The 16,120-nt window shown below is 68.9% G+C and carries 16 protein-coding genes; 3 read left to right on the top strand and 13 right to left on the bottom strand.

What is annotated here, in order from left to right:
- The 6 genes from EPN98_RS02485 to EPN98_RS02510 all read right to left on the bottom strand — a co-directional run.
- A partial coding sequence (locus tag EPN98_RS02485; protein WP_293359830.1) for a globin-coupled sensor protein occupies positions 1-1,116 on the bottom strand: 1,116 nt, incomplete at its 3' end.
- A gap of 141 nt (positions 1,117-1,257) precedes the next feature.
- On the bottom strand, positions 1,258-2,643 hold the full coding sequence (locus tag EPN98_RS02490; protein WP_293359832.1) for an alpha/beta hydrolase: 1,386 nt from the start codon (positions 2,641-2,643) through the stop codon (positions 1,258-1,260).
- 11 nt (positions 2,644-2,654) lie between these two features.
- Entirely contained in the window at positions 2,655-3,554 is a 900-nt protein-coding gene (locus tag EPN98_RS02495) for a slipin family protein (protein WP_293359835.1), read from the bottom strand.
- Complete coding sequence (locus tag EPN98_RS02500) at positions 3,551-3,937, bottom strand: GntR family transcriptional regulator (protein ID WP_293359838.1); 387 nt, start codon at positions 3,935-3,937, stop codon at positions 3,551-3,553. Before EPN98_RS02500 ends, EPN98_RS02495 begins: the two co-directional genes overlap by 4 nt.
- Before the next feature lie 177 nt (positions 3,938-4,114).
- Positions 4,115-5,044: a VOC family protein gene (locus tag EPN98_RS02505; protein WP_293359840.1), complete on the bottom strand. Its 930-nt coding sequence runs from the start codon at positions 5,042-5,044 to the stop codon at positions 4,115-4,117.
- A gap of 25 nt (positions 5,045-5,069) precedes the next feature.
- Complete coding sequence (locus EPN98_RS02510) at positions 5,070-5,771, bottom strand: FCD domain-containing protein (protein ID WP_293359843.1); 702 nt, start codon at positions 5,769-5,771, stop codon at positions 5,070-5,072.
- A gap of 70 nt (positions 5,772-5,841) precedes the next feature.
- On the opposite strand from EPN98_RS02510, the gene EPN98_RS02515 reads away from it, so the two are divergent.
- Positions 5,842-6,684, top strand: a complete 843-nt coding sequence (locus EPN98_RS02515) for a fumarylacetoacetate hydrolase family protein (protein WP_293359846.1) — start codon at positions 5,842-5,844, stop codon at positions 6,682-6,684.
- Positions 6,685-6,804: 120 nt separating this feature from the next.
- Here the strand turns inward: EPN98_RS02515 and EPN98_RS02520 are convergent, their stop codons facing one another.
- A complete protein-coding gene (locus EPN98_RS02520; protein ID WP_293359849.1) occupies positions 6,805-8,415 on the bottom strand; it encodes an NAD(P)/FAD-dependent oxidoreductase in 1,611 nt (536 codons plus the stop codon).
- Between the two features lie 107 nt (positions 8,416-8,522).
- On the opposite strand from EPN98_RS02520, the gene EPN98_RS02525 reads away from it, so the two are divergent.
- Entirely contained in the window at positions 8,523-9,341 is an 819-nt protein-coding gene (locus tag EPN98_RS02525) for an N-acyl homoserine lactonase family protein (protein WP_293359853.1), read from the top strand.
- A gap of 10 nt (positions 9,342-9,351) precedes the next feature.
- Complete coding sequence (locus tag EPN98_RS02530) at positions 9,352-10,887, top strand: acyl-CoA synthetase (RefSeq protein WP_293359856.1); 1,536 nt, start codon at positions 9,352-9,354, stop codon at positions 10,885-10,887.
- A 226-nt stretch (positions 10,888-11,113) separates the two neighbouring features.
- Here EPN98_RS02530 and EPN98_RS02535 read toward each other — a convergent pair whose 3' ends face one another.
- From EPN98_RS02535 to EPN98_RS02560, 6 genes are all read right to left on the bottom strand, one after another.
- Positions 11,114-12,100, bottom strand: coding sequence for an aldo/keto reductase (locus EPN98_RS02535; protein ID WP_293359859.1), 987 nt, complete (start codon positions 12,098-12,100; stop codon positions 11,114-11,116).
- 14 nt (positions 12,101-12,114) lie between these two features.
- Positions 12,115-12,984 carry a 2OG-Fe(II) oxygenase gene (locus tag EPN98_RS02540; protein ID WP_293359862.1) on the bottom strand — a complete coding sequence of 290 codons (870 nt, stop codon included), beginning with the start codon at positions 12,982-12,984 and terminating at the stop codon, positions 12,115-12,117.
- A gap of 171 nt (positions 12,985-13,155) precedes the next feature.
- Entirely contained in the window at positions 13,156-14,163 is a 1,008-nt protein-coding gene (locus EPN98_RS02545; protein WP_293359865.1) for an aldo/keto reductase, read from the bottom strand.
- A gap of 52 nt (positions 14,164-14,215) precedes the next feature.
- The gene (locus EPN98_RS02550; RefSeq protein ID WP_293359867.1) at positions 14,216-14,875 is read right to left on the bottom strand and encodes a Type 1 glutamine amidotransferase-like domain-containing protein; all 660 of its coding nucleotides are present in this window, start codon (positions 14,873-14,875) and stop codon (positions 14,216-14,218) included.
- A 19-nt stretch (positions 14,876-14,894) separates the two neighbouring features.
- Entirely contained in the window at positions 14,895-15,260 is a 366-nt protein-coding gene (locus EPN98_RS02555; RefSeq protein WP_293359870.1) for a DUF4180 domain-containing protein, read from the bottom strand.
- Positions 15,257-16,120 (bottom strand): alpha/beta hydrolase, encoded by an 864-nt coding sequence (locus tag EPN98_RS02560; protein WP_293359873.1) that lies wholly within the window; start codon positions 16,118-16,120, stop codon positions 15,257-15,259. Before EPN98_RS02560 ends, EPN98_RS02555 begins: the two co-directional genes overlap by 4 nt.

Here is a 16,120-nt window from a genome sequence, read left to right on the forward strand (position 1 = left end):
CAGCGCGCGGACTTCGGACGCGACGACCGCGAAGCCCTTGCCCGCATCGCCGGCCCGGGCCGCCTCCACGCCCGCGTTGAGGGCCAGCAGGTTGGTCTGGAAGGCGATCTCGTCGATCACCCCGATGATCTGGCTGATCCGGCCGGACGAGGCGTCGATCTCGTCCATGGCGCTGATCGCCTGGCTCACCACCGCGCCTGAGCGCTCGGCTTCGGATCGCGCGCCGGCGACGGCCTGGCTGGCGTCCTGGGCCCCCGCCGCGCTCTTGCGAACCGTCGCGGTGATCTGCTCCAGGGCCGCTGCGGTCTCCTCGAGGCTGGCGGCCTGCTGTTCGGTGCGGCGCGACAGATCACCGGCCGCGGAGCTGATCTGTCCGACGCCCTGGCTGACCATCTGGGCGGTGCCCGCAGCCGCCGCGACGACCTGCTCAAGGCTGGAGATCGCAGCGTTGAAGTCCCGCTTGAGCGTTGCGAATTCCGGCGACAGCTCCGAGTCGACACGGGCGCGCAGGTCGCCCTTGGCCAGGCGCGCCAGGGCTTCGCCCAGCGCCGACATGGCCACCGTCTGACGCTCCTCGGCGGCCCGGCGTTCGGTGTCCAGCCGCTGGCGTTCGGCCTCGAGCGTCTCGAGATAGATCGAGAGCGCGAAGTCCATGTCGAGCATCATGGCCTTAACCATCGCGGCGCTTTCGTTTGCCACGACCTTGGCCGCCTTGGCGTTGACGCCAAGCGCCTTGGGCCATCGCGTCTCCACCAGCCGCCGCAGCAGCGCCTCCGTGATCAGCGCGTAGCCGGCGATGTACCAGCGCGGTTCAAGACCGATGCGGGCGTGCGTTTCCCCGATGGTGCGGACGCCCCTGACGTAGGCATCGCTGAACTCCGCCTCGGCGATCACGCCCCAGTGGCGCGCCTGACCGTTCTGCGCCCCGGTGATGTGACGCTCGTCACGGAAAAATCGATTCACGGCGGGCGTCTGGCGCACGCGCGTGTAGAAAGCCTGCAGCGCGGGCTGGATCTCGGCCTCGATGAAAGGTCGAAGCGATCTCAGCGTGTCACGCGACTGACGGTCCAGGCCGATGAAGTCGAGTCGTTCGCCTATGGCATTGCTTTCGCTCATGGGTGAGCCCTTTCATTTGGACTCACCCCACGCCGTGTCGGTTAACATCGGCTTGCCATGACCGGGGCCGAGGAGCGGCCAAATGGCGCAGAGCAAACTGATGCGGATCAATGACTTGCGGATCGAATGGTGTTGCCGGCTTCAGCGCCCCGCAGCGCGCGCCCTCACCCAGTCGGATACCGTTGCCAGCGCCGCCGGAGCGAACGTCTCCTCAATGCGGCCGTAGTCGCGAGGATCGCCCGTCGCCGACGTCTGGAACAGGTGGTTAAGTCCCGGTAGCTCGATGACCGTGGCGTCCTTGTTCGCCTTCAGCGCCTCGCGGATCGCCGGCAGGTTCTGGCCGGCTATCACCTGGAGGTCGTTGGCGCCGTTGACGGCCAGGACGGGCATCCTGAGCTTCGCCAGGTTGGGCCGCGGGTCATGGGCGATGAACTCGCGGTACCAGGGCGTGAACAGGAGCTGGTTGGCGGCGATCAACTGCTCAACCGGGACACCCACAACCGCCGCGCCCTGGCCGACCACCTTGGTCACTTCGACCTTCGCGGCCTCCCAGTCGGCCGTCTCGGCGAGCAGGGTGTCGATGCGGCCCGCGAACGTCTCGTTGCGGGCCACCGCTTCAGGCGGGATTCCTCGTGCTTTGGCTACGGCCGCGCGCTGGGCCGCCATGAGCTCGCGGCTGGGCGCGCCAGGGCCGGCCAGCAGGACCACGAAGGCGATCGTCGGATCCTTCGCCGCCACCATCGGCCCGACCATGCCGCCCTCGCTGTGGCCGATCAGTCCAATCCGGCCCGTGTCGATATCCTTGCGGTCGCGCAGGAACGCGACTGCCGCGGCCGCATCGACGGCGAAGTCCGAGCTGGTCGCGTCCTGGAACCTGCCCGTCGACTTCCCGTAGCCCCGATCATCGTAGCGTAGCACCGCAATGCCGCGTCGCGTCAGGTGGTCTGCCAGGACCAGGAAAGGCCGATGGCCCAGCAGTTGCTCGTCGCGATCCTGAGCGCCGGACCCGCTGATCAGGATCGCCGCCGGAAACGGCCCCTTGCCTTCGGGCAGGGTCAGCGTGCCGGCGAGCTTCACGCCCGGCGCACTGTCGAAGGCGACCTCCTCCTCGCGATACGGGTAGGGCTTGGCCGGCATCTGCGGTCGTGCCCGGCTGGGCACGGGGCCCTTGGCCAGCGTCAGCGGGATCGGCCCGCCCTGGATCCACCGCCCGTTCCACGCGCCCTGTGCTGCGTCCCACCGGCCCTCGTAGCGTCCCCGGATCATGGGCACGGCGAAGCTGAGCTTGCCCTGGTCCATCCTGGCGTCGCTGATGGGAATGTCGCCCGGGCTCTGGTCGGGGCTGGTGATCGAGCCCGTGAGCGCGCCGCCCTCGCCGGCCTCGATCTTCACGCCGATGCGCAGCTCGACGCCGCCCACCTGCAGCAGGCCGTTCCAGTCGCCGACCGCCTCCTGGGCGCTGGCCGCCGAGCTCGTCAGAAGCGCCGCCGCCGACACCGCCGCGACCCGCTGGAGCATGGACTTCATCTCGCCCTCCCTCAGGCCTGCGGCGGGCGCGCGGCCTGGGCCACCTGGGCCAGGGCCATCACGCTGCCGGGGTTCATGGCGTCGACCATCGAGGTCGGCAGCAAGATGGTGGCGCCGCCCTCCTTGGTCGTCTCGTAGATGATGTTCATCGCCCGCAGCTGCAGCGCCGCCGGCGAGCGGGCATAGATCTCGGCGGCCTCGACGAACTTGATCGCCACCTCCTGCTCGGCCTGGCCCAGGGCCACCCGCGCCAGCCGTTCCCGCTCGGCCTGGGCTTGGCGGCTCATGGCGTCCTGCAGGCCGGCCGGAACGCCGATGTCGCGAATCTCGACCGAGATGACCGAGATACCCCAGTCGGCGATCTTTCGCCCGATCACCTCCCGCAGCAGTTCGTCGCCCCTGGTCCTTTCGGCCAGCAGGGTCGCCAGCATCGACGAGCCCACCATCTCGCGCAGGGAGGTCTCCGAGACCTGCGCGATCGCGCGCCGGTAGTCCTGGATTTCCAGGGCCGCGCGCTCGGTGTCGTGCACCTGCCAGAAGATCACTGCGTCGATGTTCACAGGAACGGTGTCCTTCGACAGCGCCTGCTGGGCGTTGAACTCGGTGGTCTGGATCCGCTGGTCGATCCAATAGGCGATCTGGTCGACGATTGGGATGATCAGGAACAGGCCAGGCCCAGCGATCTTGTCCAGGCGGCCCAGGCGCAGCACGACGGCCCGCTCCCACTGGTTGGCCATCTTGAGCGTGAGCAGGATCAGGATGCCCAAGAGAATGACCACCAGCCCGACAGCGACCAGGGCCGGGGCGCTATCCGCGGTCGTCACGATGATCGCCCCGATCGCCACCGCAATCGTCGCCAGGGTCAGCGAGAGCGGATTGACGTCCTTCAGTGGGCTGCTGGCGTTCATCATGGCGCGTCCTCCTGGGTGGCGAGTTCGTTGATCTTGCGGGCCAGCGCGGCGGGATCGACGCCCGCGGCGGCAGCTGCTGCCAGAGCTTGGCGAGCAAGCCGCTCGGTCTCGGCCTCATGGTCAGGTCCGGTCAGCGTGGCGGCCGGCTCTGCGACGAAACTGCCGCGTCCGCGAACCAGGATGACGGCCCCGGCGCGCTCCAGATCGTCATAGGCGTGGCGTACGGTGTTCAGGTCGACCCGCAGGCTGACCGCGACCTGGCGCATGGTCGGCATCTGGTCGCCAGGCTTCAGCCGCCCCGCCCCCATCATCCGCAGGAACTGCTCGCGCAGCTGCACATAGATCGGGACGCCGGTGTCCTCGATCCGCAGCGTGCTGAGCAATTGCTCCTGTGTATGCATACACTAATACAATACCCTCGCAGCGCAGCGGTCAAGCGGCGCTGTGCCGCCGCGCAGGAACCGAGAGGTTCACGGCCGCGGGAAGGCTGGGGGACAGGAGCCTAAGGGAGGGGTGGAGGCGTCACCGCGACCGGCCGGCCATGGGCGCGCCAACTCGCGTCAGCCGCCCATGGTCGAGGGCATCGGCATGCCCCACTGGACGCCCATCAGCTCCTGGATCGACGCCTTACGCGGCGGGTCGGCCGCGGTGAGCAGGTCCCCGTCGGTCCAGTGCTCCAGGGTGAAACCCCACGGATCGCGCCAGTAGTCGAAGACCTGGCTGCCCAGGACATGGCGACCCACGCCCCACTCGGGATCGGCGCCGGCGGCCTTGAGGTGGGCATGTCCACGCATCAGGTCGTCCAGGTCCTGAACCTCGAAGGCGGCGTGGTTGAAGCCAGGTCCGGTGGGCAGTTGAGCCAGGAACAGGGTGTGGTGGTCGGTGGGCGAGTCTCCCCGGTCGCAGCGCAGGAAGGCGCCCAGCGAGAACTCCGGCGCGACGGCGATCTCGTCGGAGGTGAGGAAGCCGAACAGTCCCTTGTACCAGGCCTCCGAGGCCCGGAAGTCCGACACGTTGAGCACGGCGTGGCCCAGGCGCATGACTGTGGCCGATCCGGCGGCGACCCGCTTGACGGTCCTTAGCCGCGGCCGGCCGTGGGCGCTGTTCCAAGCCGGCGGCGACTCGATGGCGACTTCGGCGGCCGGCGACTGTCCGGCCACCACTTCGACGCCGTGACCATCGGGGTCCTTCAGCCGCACGATCCGGCCGCCGCCAGGCGCGTCGTGGTCCTCGACGGGGGCGCCTGTGGCGGTGGAGAGCGCCGCCAGATCGGCGAGGCTCTGGGCGCGGAAGCCCACCGCCAGGAACGCGGGCTCGCCCAGTTCGGTCACGTGCACGAAGGGCGCCGAGCCGCGGCCACGGACGTACAGCCGATCCGTACGCGCGTCGGCCGGCAGCAGTCCGAAGTCCGCCAGGTACTGCGCCATCCGGCCCAGGTCCGGGGCGCGGAACCGCACGTGGGCGATGTCCTCGACCTTGATCACGCTCATGGAAGTCCTCGTTGGGCTCGGGGGATCACTCGGCCGCCGCCAGGCGGGCCGAGCCGATGATGAGGGCCGTGGTGGCCCGGATGTGGCGGACCATCAGGTCGACCAGTCGGTCGGCGTCACGGGCCAGGGCCGCGTCGACGATGGCCTGGTGCTCGCCGCCGACGTCTCGGTCGTGGTCGGCGTGCGCCGACAGGCCGCGATAGCGCTCGGACTGCTCGTAGAGCTGAGCGTGCAGGTCCCGCAGCCGGCGGCTGCCGCAGGCGCTGACGAGGGCGGCGTGGAACTCGGCGTGCCGCGCGATCCAGGCCATCGTCGCGTCCAGGTCGCGCCCGACCCGGGGCGGGACGCGGCTGAGGCGGTGGGCGGCGGCCAGCACGGCGGCTTCCCAGGCATCGTCGCCGTTGGCCAGCGCGCGCCGCAGCGCGATCGCCTCGACCTCGCAGCGCAGGTCGGTGAGATCTTCCAGATCCTGGATCGAGAGCGGGGCGACGGCGAACCCCTTCTGGTCCTGCGACACGACCAGTTGCTCGGCCACCAGCCGCGACAGCCCTTCCCGGATGGCGCCCGGGCTCACCTCCATCCGCTGGGCCAGGTCGTTGATCTTCAGCCGCGCGCCCGGCGCGTGGCGGCCAAACATGATGTCGGCCCGCAGCCGCTGGTAGGCGAGGCTGGTCTGGCTACGCGCTGCGGAGGTGTCGGCCGTAGGACTGCGAAGGGCGTCGATCATAAAATATATATTGCAGCATAAAATCGATCGTGACAAGGAATGTGTAGATTGAACTCGAGGAGATCGTCCCGTGAAACTGCTGCGCTTCGACGACAACGGAACCGCCCGGCTGGGCGTGGTGCGCGGCGACGACATCGTGGTGCTGGACGGCTGGGCCAGCATGCTGGCGATCATCGCGGGCGGGGCCGAGGCCCTGGCCGATGTGGCGCGTCAGCGGGACGCCGCAAGACGGACCGCGCCGCTGAAGAGCGCCCGCCTGCTGGCCCCCATCGAGCGGCCGGGCAAGTACCTGGCCATCGGCATGAACTACGCCAGGCACCTGGAAGAGGCGAAGCGGCTGGGTCAGCCCACGCCCAGCCAGCAGTTCTGGTTCAACAAGCAGACGAGCTGCATCGCCGGGCCCTTCGACGACATCGAGCCGGGGGTCACCCAGATGCTGGACTACGAAGCCGAGCTGGGCGTGGTGATCGGCAAGCCCGCCAAGGGCGTCAGCGAGGCGGACGCGAAGACCCACGTGTTCGGCTACGTCGTCGCCAACGATGTCTCGGCCCGCGACTGGCAGCGCCACTCGCCCACATTCACCATGGGCAAGTCATTCGACACCCACGGCCCGATCGGCCCCTGGATCGTAACCGCCGACGAGATCGCCGATCCGCACGCGCTGAAAATCCGCTGCCTGGTGAACGGTGAGGTCCGCCAGGACAGCGACACCAGCCAGCTGATCTACAACATCTGGCAGCAGATCGCGTACCTCTCGACCGCCTTCACCCTCGAGCCTGGCGACCTCCTGGCCACCGGCACGCCGGAGGGTGTCGGCGTCGGCATGACGCCCCCCACCTTCCTCAAGCCCGGCGACGTGGTCCGCTGCGAGGTGGAAGGTGTCGGCGCCATCGAGAACCGCGTGGCCGGTTAGAGCCTGTCCGGTTCAGATGGAATCATCCGAACCGGATGAACAGGCGCGATCTCCTTGATCTAGAGCGCGTTTCAGGGCGAAGCCGGCATCCACTTTCGCCCAACGCGCTCTAGGCCTGCCTCAGAGCCGCGCGTCGGACGTCAGAGCGAAGCCCTGGTAGCCGGCGGCCGCGACCTCGTTGCACTTGTCACGATAGACCGGGAAGCCGCCGATATAGGGCATGAACACCCGCGGCTTTCCCGGCACGTTGGCTCCCAGGTACCAGGAGTTGGCGTGCGGGAAGATCGTAGGCTCGGCCACCTCGTTGACGTGGGCGACCCATTCGTCCTGAGCCGCCTCGGTGGCCTCGATCGCGCCCAGCTGGCGCTGGCCCATCCACGCGATGCAGTCCGAGATCCATTCGACGTGCTGTTCGATGGCGACGGCCATGTTGCAGAGCACCGACGGGCTGCCCGGCCCGGTCACGATGAACAGGTTCGGGAACCCCGCCACCATCAGGCCCAGGTAGGTGCGGGGACCGGCGGCCCACGCCTCCTTCAGAACGGCGCCGCCCCGACCGCGAATGTCGATCTTGCCCAGCGCGCCGGTCATGGCGTCGAAGCCAATGGCGTAGACGATGGCGTCGGCCTCATAGGTCGCCGCCGCGGTGCGCACGCCGGTGGGCACGATCTCGACAAGCGGCTCGTCGTTGAGGTCGACCAGGCTGACGTTGTCGCGGTTGAACGTGTCGTAGTAGCCCGTGTCGACGCATAGGCGCTTGGCGCCGATGGGAAAGGTCTTGGGCACCAGCTTCTCGGCCGTGGCCGGATCCTTGACGATGCCCCGGATCTTGTCGGCCACGAACGCGACCGCGGTCGCGTTGGCGTCGAGATCGGAGGTCAGGTCGCCGTAGGCGCCCAGCAGGGCGAAGCCGCCCACCTGCCAGCGGGCCTCGTAGACGGCCCGGCGCGTCGCCTCGTCCTCCTCCGACGCCAGGGTTTCGCGCCCGTCCACCATGCGGATGCCGAAGCCGGTTTCCCGGGCCTCGCGCCGGTACTGCTCGCGATTGGCCGTCCAGTCGGCGACGACGGTCGGGTCAGGAGGGCCGTTGTGGGCGGGCACGCTGAAGTTCGGCGTCCGCTGGAAGATGGTGACGTGGTCAGCCTGGGCGGCGATCTGCGGGATCGACTGGATCGCGGACGAGCCGGTGCCGATCACCGCGACCCGTTGTCCGGTGAAGTCGACGCCCTCGTGCGGCCAGCGCCCGGTGTGCCAGCTGGGGCCCTGGAACGAGTCCTTGCCCGGGAAGGCCGGCTCGTTCGGCACCGACAGCACGCCAGTGGCCATGACGCAGTAGCGCGCGGTGATCGTTTCGCCGCGGTCGGTGGTGACGGTCCAGCGGTTGGAGGCTTCGTCGAAGTGGGCGGCGGTGACCCGGGTTTCGAACTGAATGCCGTCACGCAGGCCGAAGCGGTCGGCCACGTGGTTGAGGTATTTCAGCAGCTCAGGCTGGCTGGCGTAGCGCTCGCTCCACACCCACTCGGCGTCGAGCTCGGGCGAGAAGGAGTACGAGTACTCCTGGCTCTCTATATCGACCCGCGCGCCCGGATACCGGTTCCAGTACCAGGTGCCGCCGACGCCCGTCCCGGCCTCGAAGACCCGCGCCGTCAGCCCCTGCTGGCGAAGCCGGTGCAGCATGTAGAGCCCGGAGAACCCCGCGCCCACGATCACTGCATCGTACGACTGACCCATACCCGCTCCTCCCTTTGCCCTTTTCCCGGACGATAGCCCCTTTGCGGCCTTGTGCATCCCCGCTCCGCCGCGTCAGGTTGGCGAAAATCAAATCTGGGGAAACGCCGATGCTCCGCCTGCTCGCCGCCGCTGCCGTCTCAGCTCTGATGGGCGGGTCCGCGCTCGCCGCCCCGGCAGCGCCCAAGAGCGTCGAGCTGTACGCCATCGAGTGCGGCCGGCTGACGATGCCCAATGCCGACGGGTTCGCCGACGACGGATCCTACAAGGACAAGCCAGCGAAGATGGTCGTGCCCTGCTACCTGATCCGCCATCCGAAGGGCGACCTGATCTGGGACACCGGTCTGCCGCAAGCCGACAAGCCGGCTCCGAACGCCACCGTCCCCACCCTGCTCGATCAGCTGAAGCAGGTGGGCCTGACGCCCGCCGACATCGAGTACCTGTCCATCTCGCACAGCCACTTCGACCACATCGGCAACGCCGGAAAGTTCGCCTCCGCCACGTGGATCGTCGATCCAGACGAGAAGGCCTACGCCTTCAGCGAGGCCGCAAGGAAGAACGCCGCCCAGTTCGCGACCTACTCGGCTCTGGAGACCTCGAAGACCAAGCTGATCGAGCAGCCCACCTTCGACGTGTTCGGCGACAAGACGGTGGTGATCTATCAGGCGCCCGGGCACACGCCGGGCCACACCGTGCTGCTGGTGCGGCTGAAACAGGCGGGCCCGGTAATCCTGACCGGCGACCTTTGGCACATCGCCGAGAGCCGCCCCAACCGGCGCGTCCCGCGCTTCAACTTCAACCGCGAGCAGACGCTGAAGTCGATGGACCTGGTCGAGGCGCTGGCCAAGGAGACCAAGGCCCGGGTGGTGCTGGAGCATGTGCCCGAGGACTTCGACGCCCTGCCGAAGTTCCCCGCGGCGCTGAAGTAGGGGCCGCAGCATGGGTGCGCTGATCAGCGGAGAACGGCGGCTGGATCTGGCCGTCATGAACGAGCGGGCTGCGCGGGCGGCGACGGGGCTGCTCAGCCTGGGCATCCGCGAGGGCGACGTGATCGCCCTCTACCTGCGCAACGACTTCCCGTTCATCGAGGCCAGCACGGCGGCGGGCCTGCTGGGCGTCTACGCCACGCCGGTGAACTGGCACTACCTGCCCGACGAGGCGGCCTATCTGTTCGAGAATTCGGGCGCGAAGGCGATCATCATCCACGCCGACCTGATCGAGCCGATCCGCTCGGTGCTGCCGCCCGGCGTGCCGGTCCTGGTCGTGCCGACGCCGCCCGAGATCGCCGAGGCCTACGGGATCACGCCACAGGCCACGCCGGCGGGGATGCTGGACTGGGACGCCTGGCTGGCGGGGTTCGAGCCGTATGCGGGCGAACCGTCGACCGGCGGCGGCACGGTGATCTACACCTCCGGCACCACCGGCCGGCCCAAGGGCGTGCGCCGCCATCCGCCGACACCGGAACAGGCCGAGGCCTATGGACGTGTGCTGATGCGGGGCTTCGGCTTCGTGGGCTATGGGCCGCCGCAGGATGTGGTCACGGTGGTCACGGGCCCGATGTACCATTCGGCGCCCAACGCCTACGGGCTGTTCGCGGCGCGGGCGGGCGGCACGGCGATCCTGCAGCCAAGGTTCGATCCCGAAGAGCTGCTGCAGCTGATCGAGAGGCACAAGGTCACGCACCTGCACATGGTGCCGATCATGTTCCACCGGCTGCTCAAGCTGCCCGACGACGTGAAGCGCAAGTACGACCTCAGCTCGCTGAAGTTCGTGGTCCACGCGGCCGCGCCCTGCCCGCCCCCGATCAAGCGCGAGATGATCGAGTGGTGGGGCCCGGTGATCGAGGAGTACTACGGCGCGACGGAAGTCGGCATCGTCGTTAGCTGCAACAGCGAGGAGTGGCTGGCCCACCCCGGAACGGTCGGCAAGCCGATCCCCGAGGCCGAGGTCCGCATCATCGACAAGGACGGCAACGACGTGCCCCAGGGCGAAGTCGGCGAGGTGGTTTCGAAGAACCGCTTCATCAACGACTTCACCTACCACGGCGACGACCAGAAGCGCCGCGACACCGAGAAGGCCGGCCTCATCGCCCCGGGCGACATCGGCTATTTCGACAAGGACGGGTTCCTCTACCTCTGCGACCGGGCCAAGGACATGATCATCTCGGGCGGGGTGAACATCTATCCGGCCGAGATCGAGGCCGAGTTGCTGAAGATGCCCGGCGTAGCCGACTGCGCCGTGTTCGGCATCCCCGACGAGGAGTTCGGCGAGGGCGTCTGCGCCGTGGTCCAGCCGTCCGAGGGGGCGCCGATCACCGAGGCCTCGGTGAAGGCCTACCTGCGCGAGCACGTGGCCGGTTACAAGGTCCCGCGCGTGGTGGAACTGGCGACCGATCTGCCGCGCGAGGACTCGGGCAAGATCTTCAAGCGCAAGCTGCGCGAGCCCTATTGGGAAGGCCTGGAACGGCGAATCTAGCCTGCCCTTCCCATGCAATGGGAAGGGGGGACCGCCCGCCGAGGCCGCAGGCCGAAGAGCGGGGGGTGGGAAGGGCAAGCGGCCGGCAGAGCGGTCAGGTCACCGCTCGAAGGCTCAGCAGATCAATTGGCAAAGTCGCGGATGAGGCTTGCCCTCTCCACCACCCGCTCTTCGCCTCCGGCTCGGCGGGCGGTCCCCCTCTCCCACTTCGTGGGAAAGGCAGGCGTCATTCGCCGGGCATCCGTTCGGTGTCGACGCTGGCCTGCAGGTGGTCGGGATAGCGCGAGCCGGTGACGGCGCGCCCGGCGGCATCGACGCCGGCCATGATGTCGTCCGAGAGCGCGATCGCGGCCGCCGCGGCGTTCTCGCGCATGTGGGCGAAGCTGGCCGTGCCGGGGATCGGCACGATGTCGCCGCCCTTCCGCAGCAGCCAGGCGAGGCACAACTGCGCGGGCGTGCAGCCTGCGTCGCGCGCCAGGGCCTCGAACGTCCGCAGCATCGTGAGGTTGGCCTGGAAGGCCTCGCCCTCGAACCGCGGCATTCCCTTGCGCAGGTCGCCGGCCTTGATCCGCGACAGGCTGCGCACCCCGCCCGCCAGGAAGCCGCGTCCCACCGGCGAGAAGGCCACGAACCCCACGCCCAGTTCGCGGCAGGCGTCCAGCACGCCCAGCTCAGGATTGCGGGTCCAGGGGGAGTATTCCGTCTGCAGCGCCGCGATCGGGTGCTCGGCATGGGCGCGGCGCAGGGTGGCGGCCGAAATCTCGGACACGCCGATCGCCCGGATCTTTCCGGCGCGCTTCAGGTCGGCCAGGGCGCCGATGCTGTCCTCGATCGGGACGCGCCGGTCCCACCGGTGCAGGTAGTAGAGGTCGATGACGTCGGTCTTCAGCCGACGCAGGCTGTCGTCGCACGTGGCCTTGAGCACGGCGGGGTCGCCGGTCAGCTCGCGGCGATCGCCGTTGGTGAGCCCGCACTTGGACGCCAGCACGAACTCATGCCGGCGCTTGCGCAGGTGCTTGCCGATCAGCGCCTCGTTGCGGCCCATGCCGTAGGCGACCGCGGTGTCGAAGAAGGTGTAGCCGGCGTCGAGCGCGCCCTTGAGGACGCGCTCGGCATTGCCCCAGCCGGGGGGACGCCCGTAGGCGCCGCTCAGGCTCATGCAGCCGAAGCCGATGGCCGACACGTCGAATTCGCCGACCCGACGTGTCTGCATGACGAGGTCCTGGATCAGGCGGCCTTGGCGACCGCGCCTTCGCGGCCCGTGGGACCCCACCAGAGCGAGGACGTGCGGCCCGAGATGTTGATGTAGAGGAAGTCGCGCGCGATGCCCTGGCTCAGCACCTGGGTCACCCCATGGTAGCTGTTGTTCTGGCAAGGGAAGAGGACGCCCAGGTTCTCGCGGGGGCGCAGGCGCGCGACCTCGGTCACGTTTTCCGGGTGCGGATAGCGCTCGTACTTGCGGACCGGCTTCTGCTCGTTGTGCTTGAAGACCAGCAGGTCGCCGCCCTCAAGCCCCACCTTCTCGGCGTCGGTGAAGTAGATGATCAGCGAGCACAGGCGGTTGGCACGGTCGCAATGCGGCTTCTTGGCGTAGCCGGTGAGGCTCTTGTGAATGTCGAGGCGGGTGAACAGCTCCACCGGCTCGACGCTGCGGAACGGCTCGGCCAGCAGGCCCACGGCCGCCGACACGCGATCGCCCAGGGTGGGTTTCTCGGTCAGCACGTCGCGCGGCTCGAAGTAGTTCGAGTTCACGTGGCTGCGACGGATGTCGACGCTGAGGCCGATGTCGTCGATGTGGTCGGCGAACACCTCGCGGAACTTGTCGGCGAAGGCTTCGGAGTTGATGAACTCGCCGAAGTCCTTCCAGGCGCTGGAGCGGCGGGTCAGCTCGTCATACGCGGGGTCGCCACGATAGATGTCGAAGCCCGCGCCGGTGCGGCTGCCCACGGAACCGTGGCTGCTCTTCTGGGCGTCAAAGATGCTGGTGTCGGGAAAATCCTTGCGCAGCGCCGCGAACAGGTCGGCCGGCAGGATGCCGTCCTTGATGATGTGCGGATAGGGCGCGGCGGTGACGTCGGCAGCAGTGATGGCGAGCATTTTCGGTCCCCAGATACGTCGGCGCGGGTCGATTCCCTATGACCGAGCCCCGGCGGCTTGCCAAGGCGACCGGTTCGGGAATCTCGCCGCACAGTGAGCGCGTGGTCGCAAGTTCGGCGCCAAGCTAGCGCCGACTCGTGAACGGAATACGGACGCCGCGCGGCCGGGGTTTCAGACCGCTTCTTCGACCGGCATCCGCTCGGTGTCGACCGACGCCTGCATGGCGGACGCATAGCGTGGACCGACCACCGTGCGCTCGTTCACCGCCGCATCGATGCGGGCCATGATGTCGTCCGAGAGCGTGATCGCGGCCGCGGCCGCGTTCTCGCGCATGTGGTCCGGGTTGGCCGTGCCCGGGATGGGGATGATGTCGTCGCCCTTCCGCAGCAGCCAGGCCAGGCACAGCTGGGCCGGCGTGCAGCCGGCGTGCTTCGCGAGGGCGGCGAAGGCCTCGTAGACCTTGAGATTGGCGGCCAGGGCCTCGCCCTGGAAACGGGGCATGCCCTTCCGGAAGTCGTTGTCCTCCAGCGTCGACGGATCGTGGGCGGCGCCAGCCAGGAAGCCGCGGCCCACGGGCGAGAAGGCGACGAACGCGACGCCCAGCTCACGGCAGGCTTCCAGCACGGCGATCTCGGGGTTGCGGGTCCACGGCGAGTACTCGGTCTGCAGCGCGGTGATCGGATGGACGGCGTGGGCGCGGCGAAGCGTGGGCGCCGAGACCTCCGACAGGCCGATCGTGCGGATCTTGCCGGCCTTCACCAGGTCGGCCAGGGCGCCGACGCTGTCCTCGATCGGGACTTTCTTGTCCCAGCGGTGCAGGTAGTAGAGGTCGATGACGTCGGTTCCCAGGCGGCGCAGGCTGACGTCGCACAGCGCCTTGAGGGTTTCGGGCCGGCCGTCGATCCCGCGCTGGGTTCCGGTGGCGTCGGTGATCCCGCACTTGGACGCCAGTACGAACCTGTCGCGATGCGGGCCCAGCACCTCGCCCACCAGGGTCTCGTTGTGACCCAGGCCGTAGACGGCGGCGGTGTCGAAGAAGGTGTGGCCGGCGTCCAGCGCGCCCAGCAGCACCTGCTCGGCCACCTCACGGGTCGGCGGCGACCCGTAGGCGTGGCTCAGGCTCATGCAGCCGAACCCGATGGCCGACACTTCGAACGGACCCAGCTTGCGCGTCTGCATGAACATTTCTCCCGGCTGCGGCCGGTGAGAGACGACGCCGACCCGTCATGCGTCAAGGGCGTCCGGCGTGCAGCTCCAGGGTTTCACCGTTCTGGATCAGCACGTCGCCGTCGCGCAGGGTCCTGTGCGGGACGCCGTTCGCGGCCATCCAGGCGGCGGTTTGCTCGGCGGCTTCGGCCTCGTCGTGATCCGAGCGCCAGTGCGGGACGATGGCGGCGTCGATGAGGCCGAGGCCTTCCCAGACCGGCTCGGGATCGTAGCCGTCGGCCAGCACCGCGGGGTCGTCCATGTGCTCGAGGCCGCGGAGGCTGGGGGCGGCCACGCACGCGCCCGCGCTCCAGCCGCCATAGACCAGGCGATCGGCCCAGACGAGGCCGGGCGCAATGGCGTCGAAGCCGCTCTGGCGCATCGCGCGCCGCAGCAGGAAGGCGTTGCCGCCCACCGCCCAGACCAGCCGCGTACGCTCCAGCTCGGCCAGCAGCGCCTCGGGGCGGCGGAAGTAGGCCCGCAGGTCCAGGTCGTAGGCGTCGAGTCCGCGGGCGCGGAAGTCGGCGATGGGGTCGAACACGTTGCGTGCGTAGGCTTGGCGGTCGGCCTGCGGCACGAAATCAACGGCGTTGGAAATCACGCCCACCCGCGCGCCCGGCCCCGCCATGCGGATGAGCTCGGCGTAGCTGTCGCCGGTGCGATACGAGGCGAGATAGAGGCGCATGACGGCCTGCCTAGCACGGTCAGCCGCCCAGCTTCACCTCCAGCTCGGCCAAGTCGGCGACGAACCAGACGTGGCGGCCTCGGTTCGATTCCCGCACGAAGTCGCGCAGCGCATTGCTGGCCGTGACGGCTGCGGAGACGTCGCCCACGAAGGCGACGGCGACGCCATAGTTCACGAACTTCTGGATGACCCCGCCGGCGACGCGGTTGCTGAGCGTGAGGAAGTCGGGCGACAGCCGCTCGACCGGGATCGCCACCACCGACGGCTGGCTCATGTAGCTGTCGCCGATGATGTCGGTCGCCGCGCGTTCGCCGTCCAGCTTCGGGCCGTCCGCCGAGCAGACGTAGACGGTCTTGCCCGCGAGGGTCTGAGCCGTGCCGCTCATGGAGTCAGGGCCCCGGCGAGGAAGCCTTCGATCGTGGCGGCATGGCCGACCAGCAGATGGCCGGCGTCGGGAAGCCAGATGATTTTCGCGCCGTGAACGTTTCGGACCAATCGCTCACGCACGCCGTTGCTGTCGATCATCACGTCCTTGGCGCCCAGGATCGCCAGCAGCGGCATGGAGAGACGCTGAAGCTGGGCGTCGGTGAATGGCGGCAGCACTTCGGTGCGTGGGCGAAACCTGGCGAAGGTGAGGTCCATGAACTCGCCGTACGCCCTCGCCTCGGGCGATGCCGGCGGCGGCAGGTGGCCGCCGGCCATCCGTTGCATGATCTTCCGCCGCCCCCAGCGGCCCAGTAGCAGCAGGGGCAGCGCCCAGAGCAGGATGTTCTTGTGCCGTCCGACCCCGCCCGGACACAGCAGCACCACCGCGCTCACGGTTTCCGGGCGACGCGTCGCGTACTCAAGCGCCAGCCAGCCGCCCAGCGAGATCCCGACCAGCGCCGCGCGCGCGAGGCCCAGGCCGGACATCACCTCGCCCAGCCAGTCGGCGTAGACGCCGCTGGCCAGCGGCGGCCGGCTCTCGGCCGACAGACCCGGCTCTCCGACCATATCGACGGCGAAAACCCGGAAGCTCGTGGCCAGATGCGCCACGTCGCCGATCCAGCTCGCACTGTTCGCCGCCGACCCGTGCAGCAGCAACACCGCAGGCCCGTCGGCGGGACCGCTGGCGATCACGAACGTCTCGCCCAGGGATGTGGCGACGGTCCGATGTTCGGAGGGCGCGGGCCACAAACGCAGCAACTCGCGATACCGCGCCAGCACCGTGGCCCCGTCGCTCGGCCGCTTCCAGATGCCGGTCAT

This window comes from Phenylobacterium sp. (assembly GCF_004299445.1).
GTDB lineage: Bacteria > Pseudomonadota > Alphaproteobacteria > Caulobacterales > Caulobacteraceae > Phenylobacterium.